Source organism: Pelagovum pacificum (assembly GCF_016134045.1).
Lineage (GTDB): Bacteria > Pseudomonadota > Alphaproteobacteria > Rhodobacterales > Rhodobacteraceae > Oceanicola > Oceanicola pacificus_A.
Genome location: NZ_CP065915.1, coordinates 1,526,199 through 1,546,091, shown reverse-complemented (window position 1 = coordinate 1,546,091; position 19,893 = coordinate 1,526,199). Strand labels below are relative to the sequence as shown.

Sequence of the window (19,893 nt, the reverse complement as noted above, 5' to 3'; positions counted from 1 at the left end):
CGTCGCTCTCGATTTCGGTCAGGGAGCGGTTCACCGCTCCCTCCACCGGACGACCTGGCCGTCAGGCTGCAGCGAGCCGGTCTTCCTCGATGATTGCGCGGTCACCGCGCGCCGCAGCAACGGCCTCAAGACGTGAACAGGGCGCTGCTGACGTTTCTCGCGTAGGTCGCAGCGCCCTGAGAGCACACTGGCTCGATCGAACCAACCGTCAGGTCGCGGCGGCGAACCTGTCGCGCGCGGTGATCTTGGGCAGCACGATCAGCGTCAGGATCATCGCCACCCAGCCACAGACGGCGATGGCCGCGATCATCGGCGTCGCGGTGCCGTCGAAGAACGGCGAGGAGACCGCGATCATCAGCCCGCCCGCGACCATCTGCAACGTCCCGCCGAGCGACGAGGCCAGGCCCGCGATCTCGCCATGTTCGTCGAGGGCCATGACCATCGTGGTCGGAATGACGAAGCCGAGCCCGGCGTTCCCGCAGAACAGCAGCGCCATGATCGTCCAGAGCGTCGCGCCGCCCGCCAGCGCCACCAACAGCAGCGCGGTGGTGAAGAAGGCGAAGATACCGACCGCGACGCGGATCACCGGAACGACGCCGAACCGCTCGCTGATGGGCGCGGCGAGCTGGCTCGCCCCGAAGAAGCCGATGGCGTTCGCCGCGAAGGCCAGCGAGAACTGCACCTCGGTGAGCCCGAACTGCTCGGTGTAAACGAAGCTCGCCGAGGAAATGAAGACGAAGAAGCTCGCCATCCCGAAGCCGCCGATGAAGGTCAGGCCGAGGAAGATCGGGTCGCTCAGCAGCGTCTTCGCGCCTGCCCGCAGGCTGGCGAGATTGATCGCGCGGCGCCGCTCGACCGGCAGCGTCTCCTTCAGAGCGAACGACGTGACGAAGATCGAGCCGACCGCCACGACCGCCAGCATCCAGAACAAAAGCCGCCAGCCGCCGAACGCCAGCAGCCCGCTGCCGGCGAGCGGGGCGAGCATCGGAGAGACCGAGATGACGAGCATGACCATCGCCATCAGGCGTGTGCCCTGCGGGCCGGTGAACATGTCGCGGATGATCGCGCGCGGCACCACCATGACGACGGCCGCGCCGACGCCCTGCACCACGCGCATCGCGACCAGCATCCCGATCGACGGGGCGAGAGCGCAGCCGATCGTGCCGATCGCGAAGATGCCGATGCCGACGTAGATCGGCAGTTTGCGTCCGACTTGGTCGGCCCACGGGCCCCAGAACAGCTGGGACAGGCCGAAGGCGATGAAGAAGGCGGAGAGCGTCATCTGCACCTGCGTCACGCTTGCATCGAGGTCCCGGCCGATCTCGGGCAGCGCGGGGAGATACATGTCGATCGTGAACGGACCGACGGCGGACAGCAGGCCAAGGACGAGGCCAGTCTTGAACAGGTTCATCTGAGGGGACTCCGGAGGGAGGAATTACCCTGCCCCTACGCCTCCGGTTTCCGTCGCGCAACCCGGCAGGCCCGCGTCCGGGCTGTGCAATGCTGCACGCGCGCGCAGTTGCCGCCAAATGGGGCAGTGCTGTTCAGGCGGCTTCCTCTTCCGCCGCCTGCCGGTCCCAGAGCTGCGCATAGCGGCCACGCCGCGCGAGGAGCATCTCGTGACTGCCTTCCTCGACGATTTCGCCATGCTCCAGCACGACGATCCGGTCGGCATCCGCCACGGTCGACAGGCGGTGCGCGATGGTGATGACCGTGCGCCCCTCCGACATCTCGCGCAGCTCACCCTGGATCTCGCGCTCGGTATCGGTGTCGAGTGCCGAGGTCGCCTCGTCCAGCAGCAGGATCGCCGGGTTCTTCAGGAGCGTGCGCGCGATACCGACGCGCTGCTTCTCGCCGCCCGACAGTTTCAGGCCCCGTTCGCCGACCTGCGTGTCGTAGCCCTGCGGCAGCGACAGGATGAAGTCGTGGATGGAGGCAGCACGCGCGGCGGCCTCAACCTCTTCGCGGGTGGAGACGTCCTTCCCGTAGGCGATGTTGTAATAGATCGTATCGTTGAACAGCACCGTGTCCTGCGGCACGACGCCGATCTGGTCGTGCAGGCTGTCCTGCGTGACATCGCGCACATCCTGCCCGTCGATCAGGAGCCGCCCCTCCGTGACGTCGTAGAAGCGGAACAGCAGCCGTCCGATGGTGGACTTGCCCGCACCCGACGATCCGACCAGTGCCACGGTGTGCCCTGCCGGGACCGTCAGATCAATCCCCTTCAGTATCGGCCGCTCCGGATCATAGCCAAAGGCGACGCCTTCGAGGCGCACTTCGCCGCCGGTCACCCGGAGGGTTTTCGCGTCCGGCTTGTCCTCGACCTCGGGCGGCTGTTCGAGCAGGTCGAACATGTCGCCCATGTCGATCAGCGCCTGCCGGATCTCGCGGTAGACCGTGCCGAGGAAGTTCAGCGGCATGGTGATCTGGATCATGTAGGCGTTGACCATGACGAAGTCGCCGACCGTCATCGCGCCGTTCTGCACGCCGATCGCGGCCATCACCATGACCCCGGCCAGACCCCCGGTGATGATGACCGACTGGCCGAAGTTCAGGAACGCCAGCGAGTAGGAGGTCTTGAGCGCGGCATCGACATAGGCCCGCATCGCGCCGTCGTACCGGCGGCTCTCGCGCGCCTCGGCGCCGAAATACTTGACCGTTTCGAAGTTGAGCAGGCTGTCGATCGCCTTCTGGTTCGCGTCCGTGTCCTGATCGTTCATCACCTTGCGGATCTTCACCCGCCACTCGGTGACCGCGAAGGTGAACCAGATATACAGGCCGATCACCGCCGCGACGACGACCAGATACCAGATGTCGAACATGAAGAAGAGCACGACACCGATCATCAAGAGCTCGAGCAGTAGCGGCCCGATGGAGAACAGCAGGAAGCGGAGCAGGAACTCCACGCCCTTCACCCCGCGCTCGATGATCCGCGACAGGCCCCCGGTCTTGCGCGTCAGGTGATACCGCATCGACAGCCGGTGGATGTGGCTGAAGGTCTCGAGCGCGAGCTGACGCAACGCCCGTTGCCCGACCTTGGCGAAGATCACGTCGCGCAGCTGCTGGAAGCCGACGTTCAACAGCCGGGCGCCGCCGTATGCCAACGTCAGACCGATGGCGCCAAGGGCGAGGTAGAATCCCTCCCCCTCGCCCGACAGAGAGTCGACCGCGCCCTTGTAGAACAAGGGCGTTCCGACAGCGACGAGCTTGGCGACGAACAGCACGGCGAGCGCCAGCACGACGCGGCGCTTCACCCAGCCCTCGCCATCCGGCCACAGGTAGGGCGCGACCTTGCGCACGGTACGCAGGCCGCTGACACGCTCGTTGTTGAGATTGGCCGAGGTTTTGGGAAGTCGACGCATGACGCGAACTTAAGCGCTGCCGCGCGAAAGACCACCCACGGCGACGCACCTGTTCAACTGCGCACCGCGTCCCGCTCGCTCATCTGGCCCAAAATACTATGGCCGGAGGCAGCCGGTTGAGCAGCCGGCCGGATCAGCCGTCTTCGGGCAGCCGGAAGACCTGTCCGGGATAGATCAGGTTGGGGTCGCGGATCAGGTCGCGGTTCGCCTCGAACACCTTCACGTAGAGAATGCCCTCGCCATAGCGGTCCTCGGCGATCGCCCAGAGGGTAGAGCCCGGCTGCACCGTGCGCACGGCGACGGAGAAGTCCGCACGGGACGTCTCCTCCGCCATGACGCGGGCCACCGTCTCGGGTGCTTCGCGGCGAAACGGCGTCTCGATCCGGCTCAGCACCTCGCCGTCGGCGGAGACTTCATCGACCCGCAGCGTGTAGACGCCGGTGTCGATCTCGGGGAGCGTGGTGCGCCAGACGCCGTCCTCGCGGATGCGGCTCGTCGTGATCGGCGCGTTGTCGAGGTAGATGCGCACGAAGCCCTCGTCCCCGGCCCGGCCCGCGATCGCGACGTCGCCCTCGGGGTCGTAGGTGATCGAGTCGAGCGCGACGCTCGACATCACATCCGGTGCCGCATCACCGCCACGTGCCGCCTGCAGGACGCGCACGCCGTCCTGATCGGCGACGATGACCGACGGCGCGCTCGGCGCAGTGCCGGCGGTCTCGGCGACTTGCGGGGCTTCGCCGCCCTCGGGCGGTTCGCTTTCGGGCGGTTGCGGCGCGGTCGCCTGCTCGGCTTGGGGCACTTCCTCGCCCGGTGCGGCCTCGGCGAGCGCGGCGACGTCGCCCTCCTCGGGTGCCGCACCGACCGTCGTGGTGCCGGCATCGGCGACACCCGTGCCCGGCAGCGGCGGAGCGTCCGGCGCCGGTCCGCCGGCCACCTCGGGCGCGATGTCGGTCGCGGCGGCGTCCGGGGTCGGTTCGCTCGTCGTGGGTCGCGGGTCGCTGGCGTCGGCGACATCGGATTGTGGGTCCGTCATCTCGCCGGAGTCCGGCTGCGCGTCAGTCGTCTCGGCGGCGTTCAACGGCGCTTCAGTCACCTCGGTCGCAGCGTCAGCCGTTTCAAAGGTTTCCGGCTGTGCTTCGATCTCGCCGGCGGATTCCGCGACTTGAGCACCGGTAGGATCGTCACTTGCCGGTTGCGGGCCTGTCGCGTCGGTCCCTTTGTCCGCTCCCGTCGGGCTCGGCTGCGCGACGGTCGGGTTCGTCGCCGTCTCGCCGTCCGGCAGGCTCTGATGAGCGCTCAGTCCAAGGACATTGCCGCCGGAAACCGGCCCAAGATCGGAGCCCTGCTCGGACAAGACTTCACTTTCGGACACCTGACCGATCGGCGCCGTCTCTTCGATCATCGCCAGGACATCACCTTGCGACGCGCTGTCCGTTTCCGGACCCTCGTCTGTTTCGGTGAGAGCAAGCTCCTCAGCCACCGGAGCGCTGTCGGCATCGACGGCAGCTGCGGCGGTCGCGTCGACTGCTGCCGCGTCGGGTTCCGTGACCGCGTCGCCGGTCGTGGCGTTCTGCGCGAGCTCGGCCGCGGTGTCGCTGTCGGTCGGCTGGTCTGCATTGGCGACGTCAGACGAGTCGCCTTCGGTCGCAACGGCTTCGGCAGCCGGACCGGTTTCGACCAGCTGTCCGCTCTCGGTCGGCTGATCGGCTTCGGCGAGTTGTTCGATGTCCGACGCCTGTTCGGTATCGGTCGATTGCCCGGCATCGGACGGCTCCATAGACGCCGCGACGTCGACGTCGACGTCGGCCGGGTCTTCGTTGTCCGCAGTCTGGTCACGAGCGCCCGTCTCGCCAGCAGCGCCGTCTGCCGTTGAACCACTCGCGATGTCGGTGCCTTCAGCTTCGGGGGCCGCACTGTCCACCGTCGCGCGACTGCCACTGACTAAGCCGTCCTCGTCGGGCTGGACTGCGTCCGTGGCGGTCTCAGGCTCGACCTCCGTTGCGGCGACGGGTTGCTCGCCGCCAGCTGGCCCGGAAAGCTCCGCGTCGTCTGCGCCTACATCCGCGAGCGCGAGGTCGACGGTCTCGCCGTCGTCGGAACTGCCCTCCACTTCGGCAGCGGCCACCTGCTCGCCGGTGAAGGGGGAAACCATGACGGTCTGGTCGGAACGGCGCCCCGCGCCTTCGGGGTCGGCGAGCAGCGCAAGCGTGCGCGGCTGGTCGGAGGGCGGCAGGTCGAGGAAAGCGACGAAGCGGCCGGAACCGTCGGCCTCCGCCCGGATCGTTTCGGAGCCGTTGAGCAGGATCGAGATGGCCTCGCCCGGTTCGGCCTGACCGGCGACAAGGCCGGAGCCGTCGGGCTCGATCCGGACAACGTCGAAACTGGGGGCTGCGATGTCCCCGGCAGCTTCAGCCTCGGCGGCCTCATCGTCGGACGGGTCGGGATCTTCGGTGGAGGCGGCCTCGACCGGCGCGTCGGAGGGTGCCGCAGAGGGTGCCTCGGTGGTTGCGTCAGCGGCGGCGGTGCTTTCCTCCGCGCCCTCTTCACCGGGCGTCTCGACGGTCGGGCGGCTCAGAAGTTCGGGCTGAAAGACGGCGACGCCTGTCCCGGTGGCGACGAGCGCCCCGGCGGAATAGGCAAGGACCTTCCAAAGCGGAATGGGCATGGCAGCGTCGCCCTTCGTTGAATTGTTCGCTCCGCCATAGCCCCGAGGCGGTTGAGGGACAATACCAGCGGCGCTATCACCGGTCAAAAGCAGGCCTTCGGGCCACCCTCCCCGTCCCGAAAGGTCAGCCCATGTCAGCCAATACCTCTGCCGTCTGCGTCTATTGCGGGTCCCGCCCCGGCGTCCGGTCCTCCTACGTGACCGAAGCGGCGGAGACCGGGCGGCTGCTGGCGCGCAACGGCTGGCGCCTTGTCTACGGCGCCGGCGACGTCGGGCTGATGGGCGAAGTGGCCCGTGCGGCGAAGGCAAGCGGCGGCGAGACACTTGGCGTGATCCCGACGCACCTGCTCGAGCTCGAGGTCGGCAAGCGCGACCTCGACCGGTTCATCATCACCGAGACGATGCACGAGCGGAAGAAGGTGATGTTCATGAACGCGCACGCGATCGTGGTTCTGCCCGGCGGGGCCGGATCGCTCGACGAGCTGTTCGAGGTCATCACATGGCGCCAGCTTGGCCTGCATGACAAGCCGATCCTGCTTCTGAACGTCGAAGGCTACTGGGATCCGGTCCTTACACTGATCGACCACGTCATCGCCGAGGGGTTCGCCGGCGAAAGCCTGCGCGATTACATCCGCGCGGTGCCCGACAGCGCGGCGCTGGAAGAGGCCCTGCGCAGCGCCCTTTCCTGACCGAAGGCACTGACCGAGTAGAGCGCGAGCGCGGTCCAGATCATCGCGAAGGCGATCTGGTGCCAGGGCGTGAAAGGTTCGGCAAAGACCATGACCGCGCAGAGGAACTGCAGCGTCGGGTTGAGGTATTGCACGATGCCGACGGTCGAGAGCCGCACCCGGCGCGACGCGTAGCTGAACAGGATCAGCGGCGCGGCGGTGATCGGACCCGACAGGGCAAGCAGGATGAACGTCCCCGCCGTCCAGACGTGACCCTGCAGCGCGAGGAACGTGATCGCGATCGGCGACAGCAGCATGACCTCCGCCGTGACGGAGACGACGGGCGGCAGGTCCAGACGCTTTTTGAAGATGCCGTAGCCCGCGAAGGTCGACGCCAGCATCAGCGCGATCCATGGCGGCACGCCGAGGCCGATGGTCAGGGTGACCACCGCCACGCCGGCCAAGGCGACGGCGAACCACTGCAGGGTCGACAGCCACTCGGCGAACAGGAACCGGCCCAGAAGCACCGCGAGCAGCGGAAAGATGTAATAGCCGAGCGATGCTTCGAGCGCGTATCCGTTGTGGATGGCGTAGATGAAGCCGAACCAGTTGCAGCCGATGCAGAGCCCGGCGGCGAGGATCCTGCCCGCCTGCCTTGGACGGGCTACGGAGCGCGGCAACTCACGGATGCGGCCCTGCACGAACAGGACCATCGCGAAGAAGGCGAGCGACCACAGTGTCCGGTGCGCCAGCACTTCGGCCGCGGGGACATGGTCCAGGTTGTGATAATAGAGCGGCGACAGCCCCCAGATGGTGCAGGCCGCAACCATCGAGAGTACGCCGCGATGCGCGTCGGTCATGCCGCCGCAATAATCACGTCGCGGCGGGCGGGACAAGCGCGGCCCGCGATGCGGCCGCGCTTGGTATTGATCAGTCCGCGAGTTCGGACGTCAGGATCTTCTCGACCTCGTCGATCGGATGGTTCGTCAGCGTCTTCGGAATCTCGGCGACGACGCGGGACTCGACTTCCTTGTGAAGCTTGCCCCGGATCTCGCCCAGTACGTTCGGCGCGGCGACCAGCACGATCTTCTCGAACCGGTGCTTGTGCGCCATCGTGTAGAGCAGGTCGGCGAGGTCGTCGGCGAAGCGCTCCTTGGCCAGCTCGTGCCAGTCCGTGTCATCCATCGCGGAGCGCTGGCCGGTGCCGTTGTCACTGCGACGACCGGGGCGGTTGGCGCCCTGCTCGCGGTCGGAGGGGTTCTCCTGCTCCTTCTTGCGGACGACTTCGAGATTCGGGTTCTCGGCGTCGGTGAGGTTCTCGAGGAAGAGGGCCTTCTCGCCGTCGGCGATCATGACCCAGGTTCCGTTGTCCAAGTGCGCGCTCATCTGGTTCAGTCCTTTCCGGTGCCGTGGTGTCCGCCGAGATCGCCCTCGCCCGCTTCGTCGGACTTGGTGACGCGGGTCTTGCCCGCACCTTTCTCGGCTTGTTTCTCTTCGTCCCGCGTGCCGACCTGACGCTCGAGATTGCCCTGCGCGCGGCCCTGCTGGCCCGGCGTGCCGAGGTCGTCCTCGATGAAGTCGTCGGTTTCGCGTTCGTGGTCCTGGGAGCGATGTCTTTCGGCCATCAGCGCCTCCTTTCTTCCTTGCCGGGAAAACCCGGAGGATCAGGGGGCGGTTCCGTCGCGACTTCGCGGAAGGTCAGCCGGAGATGGCCGACAGCAGGAAGAAGCAGAGCGCGGAGAGCAGCGCGGCGGCGGGCACGGTCACGAGCCACGCGGCGACGATGGTCATGAAGTGCGAGCGGCGGACGAGCTTGCGGCGCTTGCGTTCTTCCCGCGCCATCCGGGGGCCGAGTTTCGTGCGGTGGAGGCGCCGGGCACGGCGCTCTTCCTGCCATTCGCGGTAGAAACCGACGCCGAAAACGCCGCCGACCGCGATGTGGGTCGAGCTGACCGGCAGGCCAAGCCACGAGGCGGCAATCACCGTCACCGCCGCCGAGAGCGCGACGCAATAGGCGCGCATCGGGTTCAGACGGGTGATCTGGCTGCCGACCATGCCGATCAGGCGCGGGCCGAACAGGATCAGCCCGACCGAGATGCCGAGTGCGCCGATCAGGATCACCCAGATCGGGATCGCCACCTCGGAAGAGACCGAGGCCGTCTGCTGCGCATAGACCACCGCCGCAAGCGGGCCGACCGCGTTCGCCACGTCGTTGGCACCGTGGGCGAAGGAGAGCAGGCCGGCGGAGATGACGAGCGGCAACCGGAAGAGCTGCTTGATCGAGCGATTGCGGTTTTCCATCCCCTCCGACAGGCGGCGGACGTGGGGCATCGACAGGGCCCAGAACAGCAGGCCGGAAGCGAGGCCGATCAGGATCGCCGTGCCCGCGCCGATCTCTGCGACGTGGCTGAAGCCCTTCATGGCGAGATACATACCGAAGGCCGCCGCCATCAGGCCGATCAGCACCGGCACCCACCGGCGCGCGGCCGTCAGCTTGTCCTCGACCGACGTGATGCGCGCGGTGATGAAGGCCAGCATCAGCGCGGCAAGCACCCCGCCGAGCAGCGGCGAGATCACCCAGCTTGCCGCGATCGAGCCCATGGTCGACCAGCTGACCGCCGAGAGGCCGGCGGCCGCGATCCCTGCCCCCATCACGCCGCCGACGACGGACTGGGTGGTCGAGACCGGCGCACCGATCCATGTCGCGATATTGACCCAGACGGCGGCGGAGAGCAGCGCGGCCAGCATCGCCCAGATGAACACCTGCCCGGTGGCGAGGCTCTCGGGGGCGATGATTCCCTTTGAGATGGTGGAGACGACCTCGCCCCCCGCGATCAGCGCGCCCGCGCTTTCGCAGACCGCCGCGATGGCGATTGCGCCGGCCATCGAGACGGCCTTGGCCCCGACGGCAGGGCCCATGTTGTTGGCAACGTCGTTGGCCCCGATGTTGAGCGCCATGTAGGCGCCGAACACCGCCGCGACGATCACGGCGAGTGCGCCCGGCGACGCGCCGGTCAACAACGCGGCGGCGATCCCGGCAAGCGTCAGGAAGGCGAGCGAGACGCCGACGCCGACCAGGGGCCGGGTCGAATACATGGCCGCCGCCTCGACCCGGCTCAGCCGGTTGAGGTCGTGGTCAAGCGTCTTCCATTGCTGGGACTGGTCCTGCTCGCTCAAGGTCTCTCCCCGGCCGGGCGGCCGCTCAGTGGCTCGTCCCGATCAGCGCGGGCAGATCGCGCAGCAGGTCCCGGAGGCCGTCCTCGTCCACCAGGTCCGCCGCTTCGGCATGGTCGTACCAGCGACGTTCACGCTCGGATACTTCCGGAAACTGCTCATAGAGCTTGTCGACCTCGATGGCAAAGACCGCGACCTGCGTCTCGACCGGAACGCCGCCGGTCAGGCGCTTGGTGTAACGGTAGTCGCCAATCCGGCGCGGCGTGGCCGGGCGCGACTTGACGCCCGCCTCTTCCCACGCTTCCTCGAGCGCGGCGCCGGCGGCGTCGTAACCCTTCTTCGGCCAGCCCTTGGGCAGGATCCAGCGCTTGGTCTCGCGCGAGGTGATCATCAGGACTTCCGGCCCGGCATCGCCCGCGCGATGGCAGAGCGCGGCCACCTGGAAACGGGGCGGCCGTCGCAGCATCGGTGCGATGTAGTCGGTCCAGATGGAGGTCAGCACAAGCGGAGCGTCCAGAACGCGGGTTCGGGCCGGCAAGTCCGGCGAATGAAATGCGGCGGGCATAATAAGGTGAGCCAACGGCGCCTGTCCGTGCCCGAAAACTGCCTTGGGGGCAAGGGCAGCGGGCCCGATTCCGGGCCGATGTCACCAAAGCGTCAGGTCGTCCCGGCCCCTGCGAGCGCCTTGCCGAGCCGTGGCAGCCGCGCCTTGCGCATCAGGCCGCGCATCTCCCACGCCTCGCCCGAGAGCCGCCGCGCCTCGTCCAGCACGGCGGCGCCGACCCGCGCCACCCGGTCGGGCGCCTCGGCGAAGCAGGTCATCAGGAAGCCGTCGGGATCGACCCGCTCCAGCCCCTCCTCGGCCAGCAGGCCGCGCGGGAAATCCTTGGCGTTGACCGTCATGATGCCGTCGCAGGAGCCGCCGATTGCCGTCGCAAGGACGTGGATGTCGTCCGGGTCGGGCAGCCAGAGCCGGCGCTCCAGCCCGTCGGGCACCGCGATCTCCGCTGCCGGAAAGCGCGCGCGCACCTGCGCGACTTCGGCGCGGGCCTGCTCTTCCCCGGCCGGGCCGAGCTTGCGGGCGGCGCGGGCCCATTCTTCCAGCAGCCGGGTGCTCCAGCGAGGGTCGAACAGCCCTTCCGCAGCGACGCCGAGCACCACTTCCCGCATCACCGTCGGGTAGAGCACGCAAGCGTCGACCAGCAGGCGGGGACCGCTCATAGCCGGAAGAACAGCGCCTTGAGGTAGCCGCTTTCGGCAAGCTGCGGCAATTGCGGATGGTCCGGCCCGGCGAAGCCCGTATGGATCAGCTGCCCCCGGCGGCCGCCTTTGCCGATCCCCCGGGCCGAGGCCGCGCGGAACCGCGACAGGTCGGCGGCATGGGAGCAGGAACAGAGCACGAGGTAGCCGTCCGGCGCGACCAGCGGCGCGGCGAGCCGGGCAATCCGCTCATACGCACGAAGGCCCGCTTCGAGCGACTGCCGGTTCGGCGCGAAGGCGGGCGGGTCGCAGACCACGACTTCGAACTGGGCGCCCTCGCCCTGCAACGCGGCGAGCTGGTCGAACGCATCGCCCGAGCGCAGCGTCAACCGGTCAGACACGCCGGTCGCCTCCGCCCCGCCACGCGCGAGCTCCAGCGCGGGGGTCGAGCCGTCGACGGCGACGGCGCTCTCCGCACCGGCGGCCAGCGCGGCGAGCGAGAAGCCCCCGACATGGGAGAAGACGTCGAGCACACGTGCTCCCTTCGCCAGCGTCGCGGCGAAGGCGTGGTTCGGTCGCTGATCGTAGAACAGGCCCGTCTTCTGCCCGCCCCCGACGTCGGCGAGGTAGGTCGCGCCGTTCATAGGAACCGGAACCGGCGCCGCCGGCATTTCGCCCCGCAGAACCTGCGTCACGTCGTCGAGTCCTTCGAGCGCGCGCGACCGGCCGGAGGCGTTCTTGATGACCGTGGTGACACCGGTGACCCGGACCAGCGCCTCGACCATCGGTTCGAGCAGGCGCTCGGACCACGCGGCATTGGGCTGAATCACCGCGATATCGCCGAAGCGGTCGATCACGACGCCCGGCAGGCCGTCGGATTCGGCATGGACCAGCCGGTAGAACGGATCGGGGTAGAGCAGCGAGCGGTGCGCCAGTGCGCGGGCGAACTTGGCCTCGAACCACGCGGCGTCGATCGGCAGCTCTAGATTGGTCTCCAGCATCCGGGCGGCGATCTTGGAGGCCGGGTTGAACCCGACGATCCCCATGGGCCGCCGCTCGGCATCCTCGAGGAGGGCCAGCGTTCCCGGCTCCAGCGCCTTGGTGCGCCGGTCGAGGACGAGCTCGTTGGAATAGACCCACGGGAAACCGTGCCGGATTGCGCGGGCTTCGGCTTTCGGCAGGAGACGGACGGTCGGGATGTCGGAGGGCGGCAGCATGGCCGCCCCCTTAAAGACTTCGGTCGTCCGGGAAAAGCCGGATCAGACGAACGGTATCAGACGGTCGGCGCAAGCTCGCGCGCGGCGATGGCCGTCAGGTGGTCGGTGATCCGCACCTTCTGCGTCTGGCCCTGCGCATCGGCATTGATGGCCGCCTGCCCGCCGAGGCCGACGAGGCTGGCGTCGATCAGGCGCGGCGGCTCGATCACGGCGCCGGTCTCGGCATCCGTCACCGACATGTAGAAGTCGATCGAGTGCGTGCCGCCCACCGTGTAGCGCGTGCGCTCGGTCAGGGCATGGAATCGCTCGACCGTGATGTTGACCACGACCGGTCGGTCGCCGGCGAAGCCCGCGGTGCCACGGTCGAAGGCGCTTTCGAAGATCGCGGCGATCTGCGCCCGGCGGTCGCCCAGCGGGTCACCGCGCCAGACGATGTCGGCGTTGGGGTAGAAACTGTTCGCCTCGGAGACGGTCAGCGAGGCCGGGATATCCACCCGGACGTCGACCACGTCGTAGTTTCGCTGCACGAACGGCGCGGCGGCGCCGAGCGTGGTCGTCTGCATGCCGGTGGCCCGCGTCACCGTATCGACGTTGGCACAGCCCGCGACGGCGGCACTGATCGCCAGCAGGGAAATCAATCGGGATGTTCTCATATCCATCACCTTTGCTAAACAGGTCCCGACGCATCGGAACGAACACGGGCTCCTCCTGCCCTTGAGGAAAGCTTCGGTAGGCAGGAGGGCAAAAATGTGGTCAAACCCGCGCCATTTCGGGTTTGCTGCCCCGAAAAAGCCCCCGAAACCTTTACATATCGCGGCAAACGGAGTGTTTGTTAGCGGTAACGGAAGCTGCTAAGGCTTCGCCGGGAACGCGAGGAAAGGACGACTCATGAGCCTCCATCCGACCATCGCCGCCGTCACCGACAGGATCATTGCCCGCTCCGAGGGACCGCGCCGCAAGTACATGGACACGATGGCCGCCGCCGCGGCCGAAGGGCCCAAGCGCAGCCACATGAGCTGTTCCAACCAGGCGCATGCCTATGCCGCCATGGGGACCGACAAGGATGCGCTGGTCGCCGAGAAGACCCCGAACATCGGGATCATCACGGCCTACAACGACATGCTCTCGGCCCACCAGCCGTTCGAGCGCTACCCTCAGCTGATCCGCGACGCCGCCCGGGCGGCGGGCGCCACGGCGCAGGTGGCGGGCGGCGTTCCGGCGATGTGCGACGGGGTCACTCAGGGCCAGACCGGGATGGAGCTGTCGCTGTTCTCGCGGGACGTGATCGCGCTCGCCGCCGGTGTCGGGCTGTCCCACAATGTCTATGACAGCGCGCTCTACCTCGGGGTCTGCGACAAGATCGTGCCCGGCCTCGTGATGGCCGCCGCGACCTTCGGCTACATCCCCGCCGTGTTCCTGCCCGCCGGGCCGATGACCAGTGGCCTGCCGAACGACGAAAAGGCCAAGGTCCGCCAGAAGTACGCCACCGGCGAAGTCGGCCGCGACGCGCTGATGAAGGCCGAGATGGAAAGCTACCACGGCCCCGGCACCTGCACCTTCTACGGCACCGCCAACACCAACCAGATGCTGATGGAGTTCATGGGCCTCCACCTGCCCGGCGCGAGCTTCATCAACCCCAACACCGACCTGCGCGACGCGCTGACGGTCGCCGGGACCGAGCGGGCGCTTGAGATCACGGCGCTCGGCAACGATTATCGCCCGGTGTCGGACATCCTCGACGAGAAGGCCTTCGTGAACGGCATCGTCGGACTGATGGCGACGGGGGGGTCGACCAACCTCGTCCTCCACCTGCCGGCGATGGCGCGCGCTGCCGGCGTCATCCTCGATCTGCAGGATTTCGCGGACATCTCGTCGGTCATTCCGCTGATGGCGAAGGTCTATCCCAACGGCCTCGCCGACGTGAACCACTTCCACGCCGCGGGCGGGCTGCAATACATGATCGGCGAGCTTCTGAACGCCGGGATGCTGCACGACGACACCAAGACGGTCGCGGGCGACGGGCTCGAGCTCTATACCCACGAGCCGAAACTGTCGGATGCCGGGATCACCTACGAAAAGTCCGACGGCAAGAGCCACAACGACAAGATCCTGCGCCCCGCGAGCGACCCGTTCCAGAAGACCGGTGGCCTCGTGCAGCTGTCGGGCAACCTCGGCCGCGGGGTGATCAAGGTCTCCGCCGTCGCCCCCGAACGGCAGGTGATCGAGGCGAAGGCCCGCGTCTTCCACGACCAGGAAGCGGTGAAGACCGCCTTCAAGGCGGGCGAGTTCACCGAGGACACGATCGTCGTGGTCCGCTTCCAGGGTCCGAAGTCGAACGGCATGCCCGAACTGCACGGGCTGACGCCTTCGCTCGCGGTACTGCAGGACCGGGGGCTGAAGGTGGCGCTGGTGACCGACGGCCGGATGTCGGGCGCGTCCGGCAAGGTGCCCGCCGCGATCCACGTCTGCCCCGAGGCCGCCGATGGCGGGCCGATCGCGCTGCTGCGCGACGGCGACCGGATGCGTCTCGACGCGACGGCGGGCACGCTGGAATGCCTCGAGGACCTCGAAGGCCGCACCCCGGCCGAGGCCGACCTTTCGGGCAACGGCACCGGAGTCGGGCGCGAGCTGTTCGCCGCCTTCCGCAACAATGTCGGCCTTGCCGCCGACGGCGCCGCCGTGGTCGTCTGAGGACGGCGCGACAGACGCGAATTCCGCCTGCCGGCGGGAGGTATTTATCGGCCAGATGAGGAGAGCGACCTCCCTGTCATCTGGCCCGAAATACCTCCCGCCGGAGGCTCCGACGGACAGGCCGGGCGCCCCGGCAAGGAGAAGATGAGATGACCCCCGAACATGCCTCCGAACTGACCCTGAAGGTCTGCAACCTCGCCCCCGTGGTGCCGGTGCTGGTGATCGACGATGCCGCGACGGCCGGCGATCTTGCCGCCGCGCTCGTCGCGGGCGGTCTGCCCGCGCTGGAAGTCACGTTGCGCACGCCCGCCGCGCTCGAGGCGATCACCGAGATGGCGAAGGTCAAGGGCGGCGTCGTCGGCGCCGGCACGCTGCTGACGCCCGAGGACGTGGAGAAGGCCAAGGCCGCCGGCGCGACCTTCGGGGTTTCGCCCGGTGCGACGGACCGCCTTCTGGATGCCTGCGAGGCGAACGACCTGCCGCTGCTGCCCGGCGCGGCCACCGCGTCCGAGGCGATGGCCCTGCTGGAGCGCGGCTACACCGTCCAGAAGTTCTTCCCCGCCGAGGCGAACGGCGGCGTAAAGGCGCTGAAGGCGATCGGCGCGCCGATCCCCCAGGTCCGCTTCTGTCCCACGGGCGGCGTCAGCCTCGCCAACGCGCCGGAATACCTCGCCCTGTCTAACACCGTCTGCGTCGGCGGCAGCTGGGTCGCCCCTGCGGACAAGGTCGCCGCGGGTGATTGGGACGCGATCACCGCGCTGGCCGCTGAGGCGGCGAAGCTGGTCCGCTAGGTCAGCCGCCACATTCGGGCTGCCATTCGATCCGGCCCGTCGGCGTATCGAGAAGGACAAGGCCGGCGCCATGGCCGGCCACGCCCTTCCCCGGCGCGCCGTGGACTTCGAGGAACGGCGTGGCGGCCAGGGCGTCCCGGTCCCAGAAGATCGTCGGCCCGACGAGATTGTCGGGATTGGCGCAGGCCACCCGCACGGTCGCGGGCTGCGCGGCGTCCGCCTCGCCCCGGAAGACCGTCGCGATGTGGCCGCGCACGAAGCAGAGCCCCGTCGCGTCCGGCCCGTCGACCCGGTCGACGCTCATGTGAAAGACCAGCGGCGCCTCGCGGACGAGGTCGTCATAGACACATGGAGGCAGCGCCGCCTGCGCAGTTCCCGCCAGCAGCGCGATCAGGGTTCCAAGACCAAGGCCCCTCATCCGAGCCTCCCTGCCCGGCCACCCCGGCGCTTCGGCTCAGGCGGCGCCGCGAGTCCTTCCTTCAGGGTCAGCGTCATCGGGTGATCGTCGCGGCCCTGCCCGTACTTTGCCAGCAGGCGTTCGATGGCGGGCCGGGGGTCCTCCCCCTCCGCCATGGACAGATACCAGTCGAGGAAGATCGACCGGCATTCCGGATCCCTGATCCCCTCGATGGCGTAGGCCTCCCGGATCAGGCCCTTCGGATCGTCGGCGTCACGCATGTTCCCCTCCCAGCACCTCGTCGATGGCCGCGGCGGCGGCGTCTCCGAGCTCGGTCATAGTCTGGCGCAGCGCGTCGACGCTTTCCATACCCGTCTCACGCAGGATGAGGCGCAAGCCGCCCTCGCCCACGGCGTCGAGATCGAGCGGCGCCCCGGTCAGCAGGCGCGAGGCGGACTGCAGCGACCAGAACAGAGCGGAGGCGCGTTGCAGCGTCGCGGCCTGATCGTCGGTCAGGATCCCCGCCGTCGCGCCGAGCGCGAGCTGGTCGGGCACTTCCCGCGCAGAGCCGCCCGAGAGCAGCGTCGCGGCCTGCGCGCAGAGTTCGATGTCCTGCAGGCGACCCCGCCCGATCTTGGCGTCGTACTGGCCTTGCGGGGCCTTGGCGGCGGCGATCCGGCCGCGCATCTCGGCGACATCGGCGCGCACGTCCCGGCTGCCACCCCGGTCGGCGAGCACCTTGCAGCGGACAGCCTCGACATCCTTGGCCAGCGCCGGGTCACCGGCGATGGTGCGCGCGCGGGTCAGGGCGAGATGCTCCCACGTCCAGGCTTCCGTCAACTGGTAGGTCTCGAACGCGGAGAGCGCCGTCGCCACCGGGCCCTGCCGCCCCGAAGGCCGCAGCCGCATGTCGACCTCGTAGAGCCGCCCTTCCGCCATCGCGGCCGACAAGGCGGTGACGAGCGCCTGCGTCAGCTTGGCGTAGTAGGCGCGCGAGGTCAGGGGGCGCGGGCCGTCGGAGCTTTCGGCCCCGTCGGCGTCGTAGATCACGATCAGGTCGAGGTCGGAGGTCGCATTCAGCCGCCGCGCGCCGAGCGACCCCATGCCCAGCACGACCGCGCCATGGCCCGGCGGCGGCCCGTGCCGGCGGGTGACTTCGGCGACGACATGGGGCCAGATGCCGGCGACCACGGCCTCGGCAAGGTCGGCGTAATCCTTGCCCACCTCCTCGGCCCCGACGAGGCCGCGCAGGTGATGCACCCCGACGCGGAAGTGCCATTCCTTCGCCCACCGCCGCGCCGCGTCGAGCGCCGCTTCGTAATCGGTCGCGCGCCCGATTTCCTCCGACATGTCCTTCGACAGATGCTCCACGCCCGGCCAGGGCGAAAAGAAGTCGCCCCCGATCACCGCGTCGAGCACACCGGCGTTGCGCGACAGGTAGGCGGCGAGCGCGGGCGCCGTCGAACAGATGTCCGCGATCAGGCCGAGCAGCTGCGGATTGGCGTCGAACAGCGAGAACAGCTGCACGCCTGCCGGAAGGCCGCGCAGGAACCCGTCGAACTGGGACAGCGCTTCCTCCGGGCGGGCGGCCTCCTGAAGCTGTGCGTAGAGCTTGGGCTCGATCCGCTTGAAGATTTCCTGCGCACGGCGCGAGCGCAGGGCGGGATAGGTCTGCCAGCGTTCCGACACCGCGCTGTCGAAACGGGTCGCCGCGGGCGGGGTCGCACCGGGCGCGAAGAAGCCCTCGGTGAGTGAATCCACGGCCTCCAGCCGGTCGGACAAGTCACGCTTCAGCGTGGCGCGGTCGGTGCCCATGAAGGCGGCGAGCCGGTCGAACCCTTCGTCGTTTGTCGGCAGGCTGTGGGTCTGGGCGTCGCCGATCATCTGAAGCCGGTGCTCCACTTCGCGGTGCTGGCGGTAGTGATGGGTGAGCGACGTCGCGACGTCCTCCCCCACCCAGCCGGCGGCGGCGAGGGCGGAAAGCCCCTCCACCGTGCCGCGCACCTGCAGCGACGGGTCGCGCCCACCCGCGATCAGCTGGCGGGTCTGGGTGAAGAACTCGATCTCGCGGATGCCGCCCCGGCCGAGCTTCATGTCGTGGCCCGGCAGCGCGGCCGACCGGCCAAAGCCCTTGTGATCCCGAATCCTGAGCCGCATGTCATGCGCATCCTGGATCGCAGCAAAGTCGAGGTGCTTGCGCCAGACGAAGGGGCGCAGGGTCTTCAGGAAGCGCTCGCCCGCCGCGATGTCGCCGGCACAGGCGCGCGCCTTGATGTAGGCCGCCCGCTCCCAGGTGCGGCCGACGCTCTCGTAGTAGGTCTCGGCCGCACCCGCCGCGATGCAGACGGGGGTCACGGAGGCATCGGGCCGCAGCCGCAGGTCGGTGCGGAAGACGTAGCCGTCCGAGCGCTGATCCGACAGCAGGGAGACCAGCCGCTTCGTGACCTTCACGAAACCGGCGCGCACTTCGTCGTAGGCGTCCGCGTCGTGCTGGGTCTCGTCGAACAGGACGATCAGGTCGATGTCGCTGGAGTAGTTCAGCTCGAACGCACCGCCCTTCCCCATGGCGAGCACGAACATGCCGTGTTTCTCCGGCAGGCGCCCGCGCTCTGCCTCGGTGGCGAGCAGGCGCTTCAGGCCGAGGTCGACGGCGCGGTCGGCAAGCCGGGAGATGGCACCGGTCACCTCCTCCAGCGACCAGACCCCGCCAAGATCGGCGAGTGCGGTGAGCAGCGCGACGCGGCGCTTTGCCTGCCGAAGCGCGGCGCCCAGGTCGTCCGTCTCAGCCTCGCCTGGCGCGTCGAGCGCGGCCCCGAGCGCGGCTTCGGGATCGTCGAGCGCGGGGAGCAGCCAGTCCTGCTCGCGCCGGATCAGGCCGGCGAGGTAGGGGCTGCACCCTGCAGTCCCTTTGAGAAGGTCAGCGACGGCGGGGCCGGTGTCGCCGAGTTCGGCGGCGATTTCCTCCCCCTTGTCCTTGTCGAACGGGTCGGGGCAGCGGGTGATGCGGGCTTCGAAACTCATGCGCGGACCATCGGTCCGAAGCGGCGACTGGTCAACAAGCCGCGGATCGCTAATGTGCGCCCCGCAACGGAAAGGACGGTCGACATGAGCAAGAGTCTGAAGCGCGTGGTGAAGGCCCTGCAGGACGCGGGGCTGGACGGCGACGTACTGCACATGGAGGCCGGCACGCGCACGGCGCAGGATGCGGCGGACGCCGCAGGCTGCGAGCTCGACCAGATCGTGAAGTCCATCATCTTCCAGGGCGAGACGTCAGGCGATGTGATCCTGTTTCTCACCGCCGGCGGCAACCGCGTCGATCCCGACCGCGCCGCCGCCGTCGCGGGGGAGCCGGTTGGCCGCGCGGACGCCGCGCTGGTGCGCGAGCGGACCGGCTTCGCGATCGGTGGCGTCTCGCCCGTCGGGCACCTCTCGCCGCCCCGGATGTACTGGGATCCACGGATTTCGGACTTCGCGACGGTCTATGCAGCCGCGGGCACGCCGCAGCATATCTTTCCGATCGCGCCGGACGAGCTGCTGCGCATCACCGGGGCCGAAGCGGGAAATTTCACCGCCTGACAAGGATCTGCGGCCCATCCGGCGAACCGCTGCGAAAAACTCCGCGACGGGCGATGTGAAAATCTTTAACATGAACCCTTGAAGGGTCGGACCCCGAGTCTCATATCGGGTGATGTGAAACGCATTCACATTGAAACCCACCCCGAGAGGAG

18 protein-coding genes are annotated in these 19,893 nt (G+C 68.5%); 4 read left to right on the top strand and 14 right to left on the bottom strand.

What is annotated here, in order from left to right; all coding sequences use genetic code 11:
- Window positions 1-208: 208 nt before the first annotated feature.
- The 3 genes from I8N54_RS07650 to I8N54_RS20145 all read right to left on the bottom strand — a co-directional run bounded on the left by I8N54_RS07650 (window position 209) and on the right by I8N54_RS20145 (window position 6,027).
- Window positions 209-1,411, bottom strand: a complete 1,203-nt coding sequence (locus tag I8N54_RS07650) for a multidrug effflux MFS transporter (RefSeq protein WP_140193127.1) — start codon at window positions 1,409-1,411, stop codon at window positions 209-211.
- Window positions 1,412-1,544: 133 nt separating this feature from the next.
- Window positions 1,545-3,362 carry an ABCB family ABC transporter ATP-binding protein/permease gene (locus I8N54_RS07645; protein WP_140193128.1) on the bottom strand — a complete coding sequence of 606 codons (1,818 nt, stop codon included), beginning with the start codon at window positions 3,360-3,362 and terminating at the stop codon, window positions 1,545-1,547.
- A 133-nt stretch (window positions 3,363-3,495) separates the two neighbouring features.
- Complete coding sequence (locus I8N54_RS20145; RefSeq protein ID WP_140193129.1) at window positions 3,496-6,027, bottom strand: LysM peptidoglycan-binding domain-containing protein; 2,532 nt, start codon at window positions 6,025-6,027, stop codon at window positions 3,496-3,498.
- 131 nt (window positions 6,028-6,158) lie between these two features.
- On the opposite strand from I8N54_RS20145, the gene I8N54_RS07635 reads away from it, so the two are divergent.
- The gene (locus I8N54_RS07635) at window positions 6,159-6,716 is read left to right on the top strand and encodes an LOG family protein (protein ID WP_140193130.1); all 558 of its coding nucleotides are present in this window, start codon (window positions 6,159-6,161) and stop codon (window positions 6,714-6,716) included.
- Here the strand turns inward: I8N54_RS07635 and rarD are convergent.
- From rarD to I8N54_RS07595, 8 genes are all read right to left on the bottom strand, one after another.
- Window positions 6,653-7,555, bottom strand: a complete 903-nt coding sequence (rarD, locus tag I8N54_RS07630; RefSeq protein WP_140193131.1) for an EamA family transporter RarD — start codon at window positions 7,553-7,555, stop codon at window positions 6,653-6,655. The genes I8N54_RS07635 and rarD overlap by 64 nt on opposite strands.
- Before the next feature lie 70 nt (window positions 7,556-7,625).
- Entirely contained in the window at window positions 7,626-8,081 is a 456-nt protein-coding gene (locus I8N54_RS07625) for a host attachment family protein (protein WP_140193132.1), read from the bottom strand.
- Between the two features lie 5 nt (window positions 8,082-8,086).
- Window positions 8,087-8,320 (bottom strand): hypothetical protein, encoded by a 234-nt coding sequence (locus I8N54_RS07620; RefSeq protein ID WP_140193133.1) that lies wholly within the window; start codon window positions 8,318-8,320, stop codon window positions 8,087-8,089.
- A 73-nt stretch (window positions 8,321-8,393) separates the two neighbouring features.
- Window positions 8,394-9,872: an inorganic phosphate transporter gene (locus I8N54_RS07615; protein ID WP_140193134.1), complete on the bottom strand. Its 1,479-nt coding sequence runs from the start codon at window positions 9,870-9,872 to the stop codon at window positions 8,394-8,396.
- A 25-nt stretch (window positions 9,873-9,897) separates the two neighbouring features.
- Window positions 9,898-10,449 (bottom strand): NUDIX hydrolase, encoded by a 552-nt coding sequence (locus I8N54_RS07610; RefSeq protein ID WP_408635358.1) that lies wholly within the window; start codon window positions 10,447-10,449, stop codon window positions 9,898-9,900.
- Between the two features lie 77 nt (window positions 10,450-10,526).
- Complete coding sequence (locus I8N54_RS07605; RefSeq protein WP_140193136.1) at window positions 10,527-11,090, bottom strand: RSP_2648 family PIN domain-containing protein; 564 nt, start codon at window positions 11,088-11,090, stop codon at window positions 10,527-10,529.
- Window positions 11,087-12,286 carry an RSP_2647 family RNA methyltransferase gene (locus I8N54_RS07600; RefSeq protein ID WP_140193137.1) on the bottom strand — a complete coding sequence of 400 codons (1,200 nt, stop codon included), beginning with the start codon at window positions 12,284-12,286 and terminating at the stop codon, window positions 11,087-11,089. Before I8N54_RS07600 ends, I8N54_RS07605 begins: the two co-directional genes overlap by 4 nt.
- Before the next feature lie 56 nt (window positions 12,287-12,342).
- A complete protein-coding gene (locus I8N54_RS07595) occupies window positions 12,343-12,939 on the bottom strand; it encodes a DUF6778 family protein (protein WP_231592418.1) in 597 nt (198 codons plus the stop codon).
- 235 nt (window positions 12,940-13,174) lie between these two features.
- On the opposite strand from I8N54_RS07595, the gene edd reads away from it, so the two are divergent.
- A complete protein-coding gene (gene edd, locus I8N54_RS07590) occupies window positions 13,175-14,977 on the top strand; it encodes a phosphogluconate dehydratase (protein WP_140193138.1) in 1,803 nt (600 codons plus the stop codon).
- A gap of 149 nt (window positions 14,978-15,126) precedes the next feature.
- Window positions 15,127-15,768, top strand: coding sequence for a bifunctional 4-hydroxy-2-oxoglutarate aldolase/2-dehydro-3-deoxy-phosphogluconate aldolase (gene eda / locus I8N54_RS07585; RefSeq protein WP_140193139.1), 642 nt, complete (start codon window positions 15,127-15,129; stop codon window positions 15,766-15,768).
- Between the two features lies 1 nt (window position 15,769).
- On the opposite strand, the gene I8N54_RS07580 is transcribed toward eda, so the two are convergent.
- From I8N54_RS07580 to I8N54_RS07570, 3 genes are read right to left on the bottom strand one after another with little or no spacing between them, the layout of a single operon-like run.
- Window positions 15,770-16,186, bottom strand: coding sequence for a hypothetical protein (locus tag I8N54_RS07580; protein WP_140193140.1), 417 nt, complete (start codon window positions 16,184-16,186; stop codon window positions 15,770-15,772).
- Window positions 16,183-16,446: a hypothetical protein gene (locus I8N54_RS07575; RefSeq protein ID WP_140193141.1), complete on the bottom strand. Its 264-nt coding sequence runs from the start codon at window positions 16,444-16,446 to the stop codon at window positions 16,183-16,185. The genes I8N54_RS07580 and I8N54_RS07575 overlap by 4 nt, the downstream gene beginning before the upstream one ends.
- Window positions 16,439-19,186 (bottom strand): [protein-PII] uridylyltransferase family protein, encoded by a 2,748-nt coding sequence (locus I8N54_RS07570; protein WP_140193142.1) that lies wholly within the window; start codon window positions 19,184-19,186, stop codon window positions 16,439-16,441. Before I8N54_RS07570 ends, I8N54_RS07575 begins: the two co-directional genes overlap by 8 nt.
- A gap of 84 nt (window positions 19,187-19,270) precedes the next feature.
- On the opposite strand from I8N54_RS07570, the gene I8N54_RS07565 reads away from it, so the two are divergent.
- Window positions 19,271-19,741, top strand: a complete 471-nt coding sequence (locus I8N54_RS07565; RefSeq protein ID WP_140193143.1) for a YbaK/EbsC family protein — start codon at window positions 19,271-19,273, stop codon at window positions 19,739-19,741.
- The last annotated feature ends 152 nt before the right edge of the window (window positions 19,742-19,893 follow it).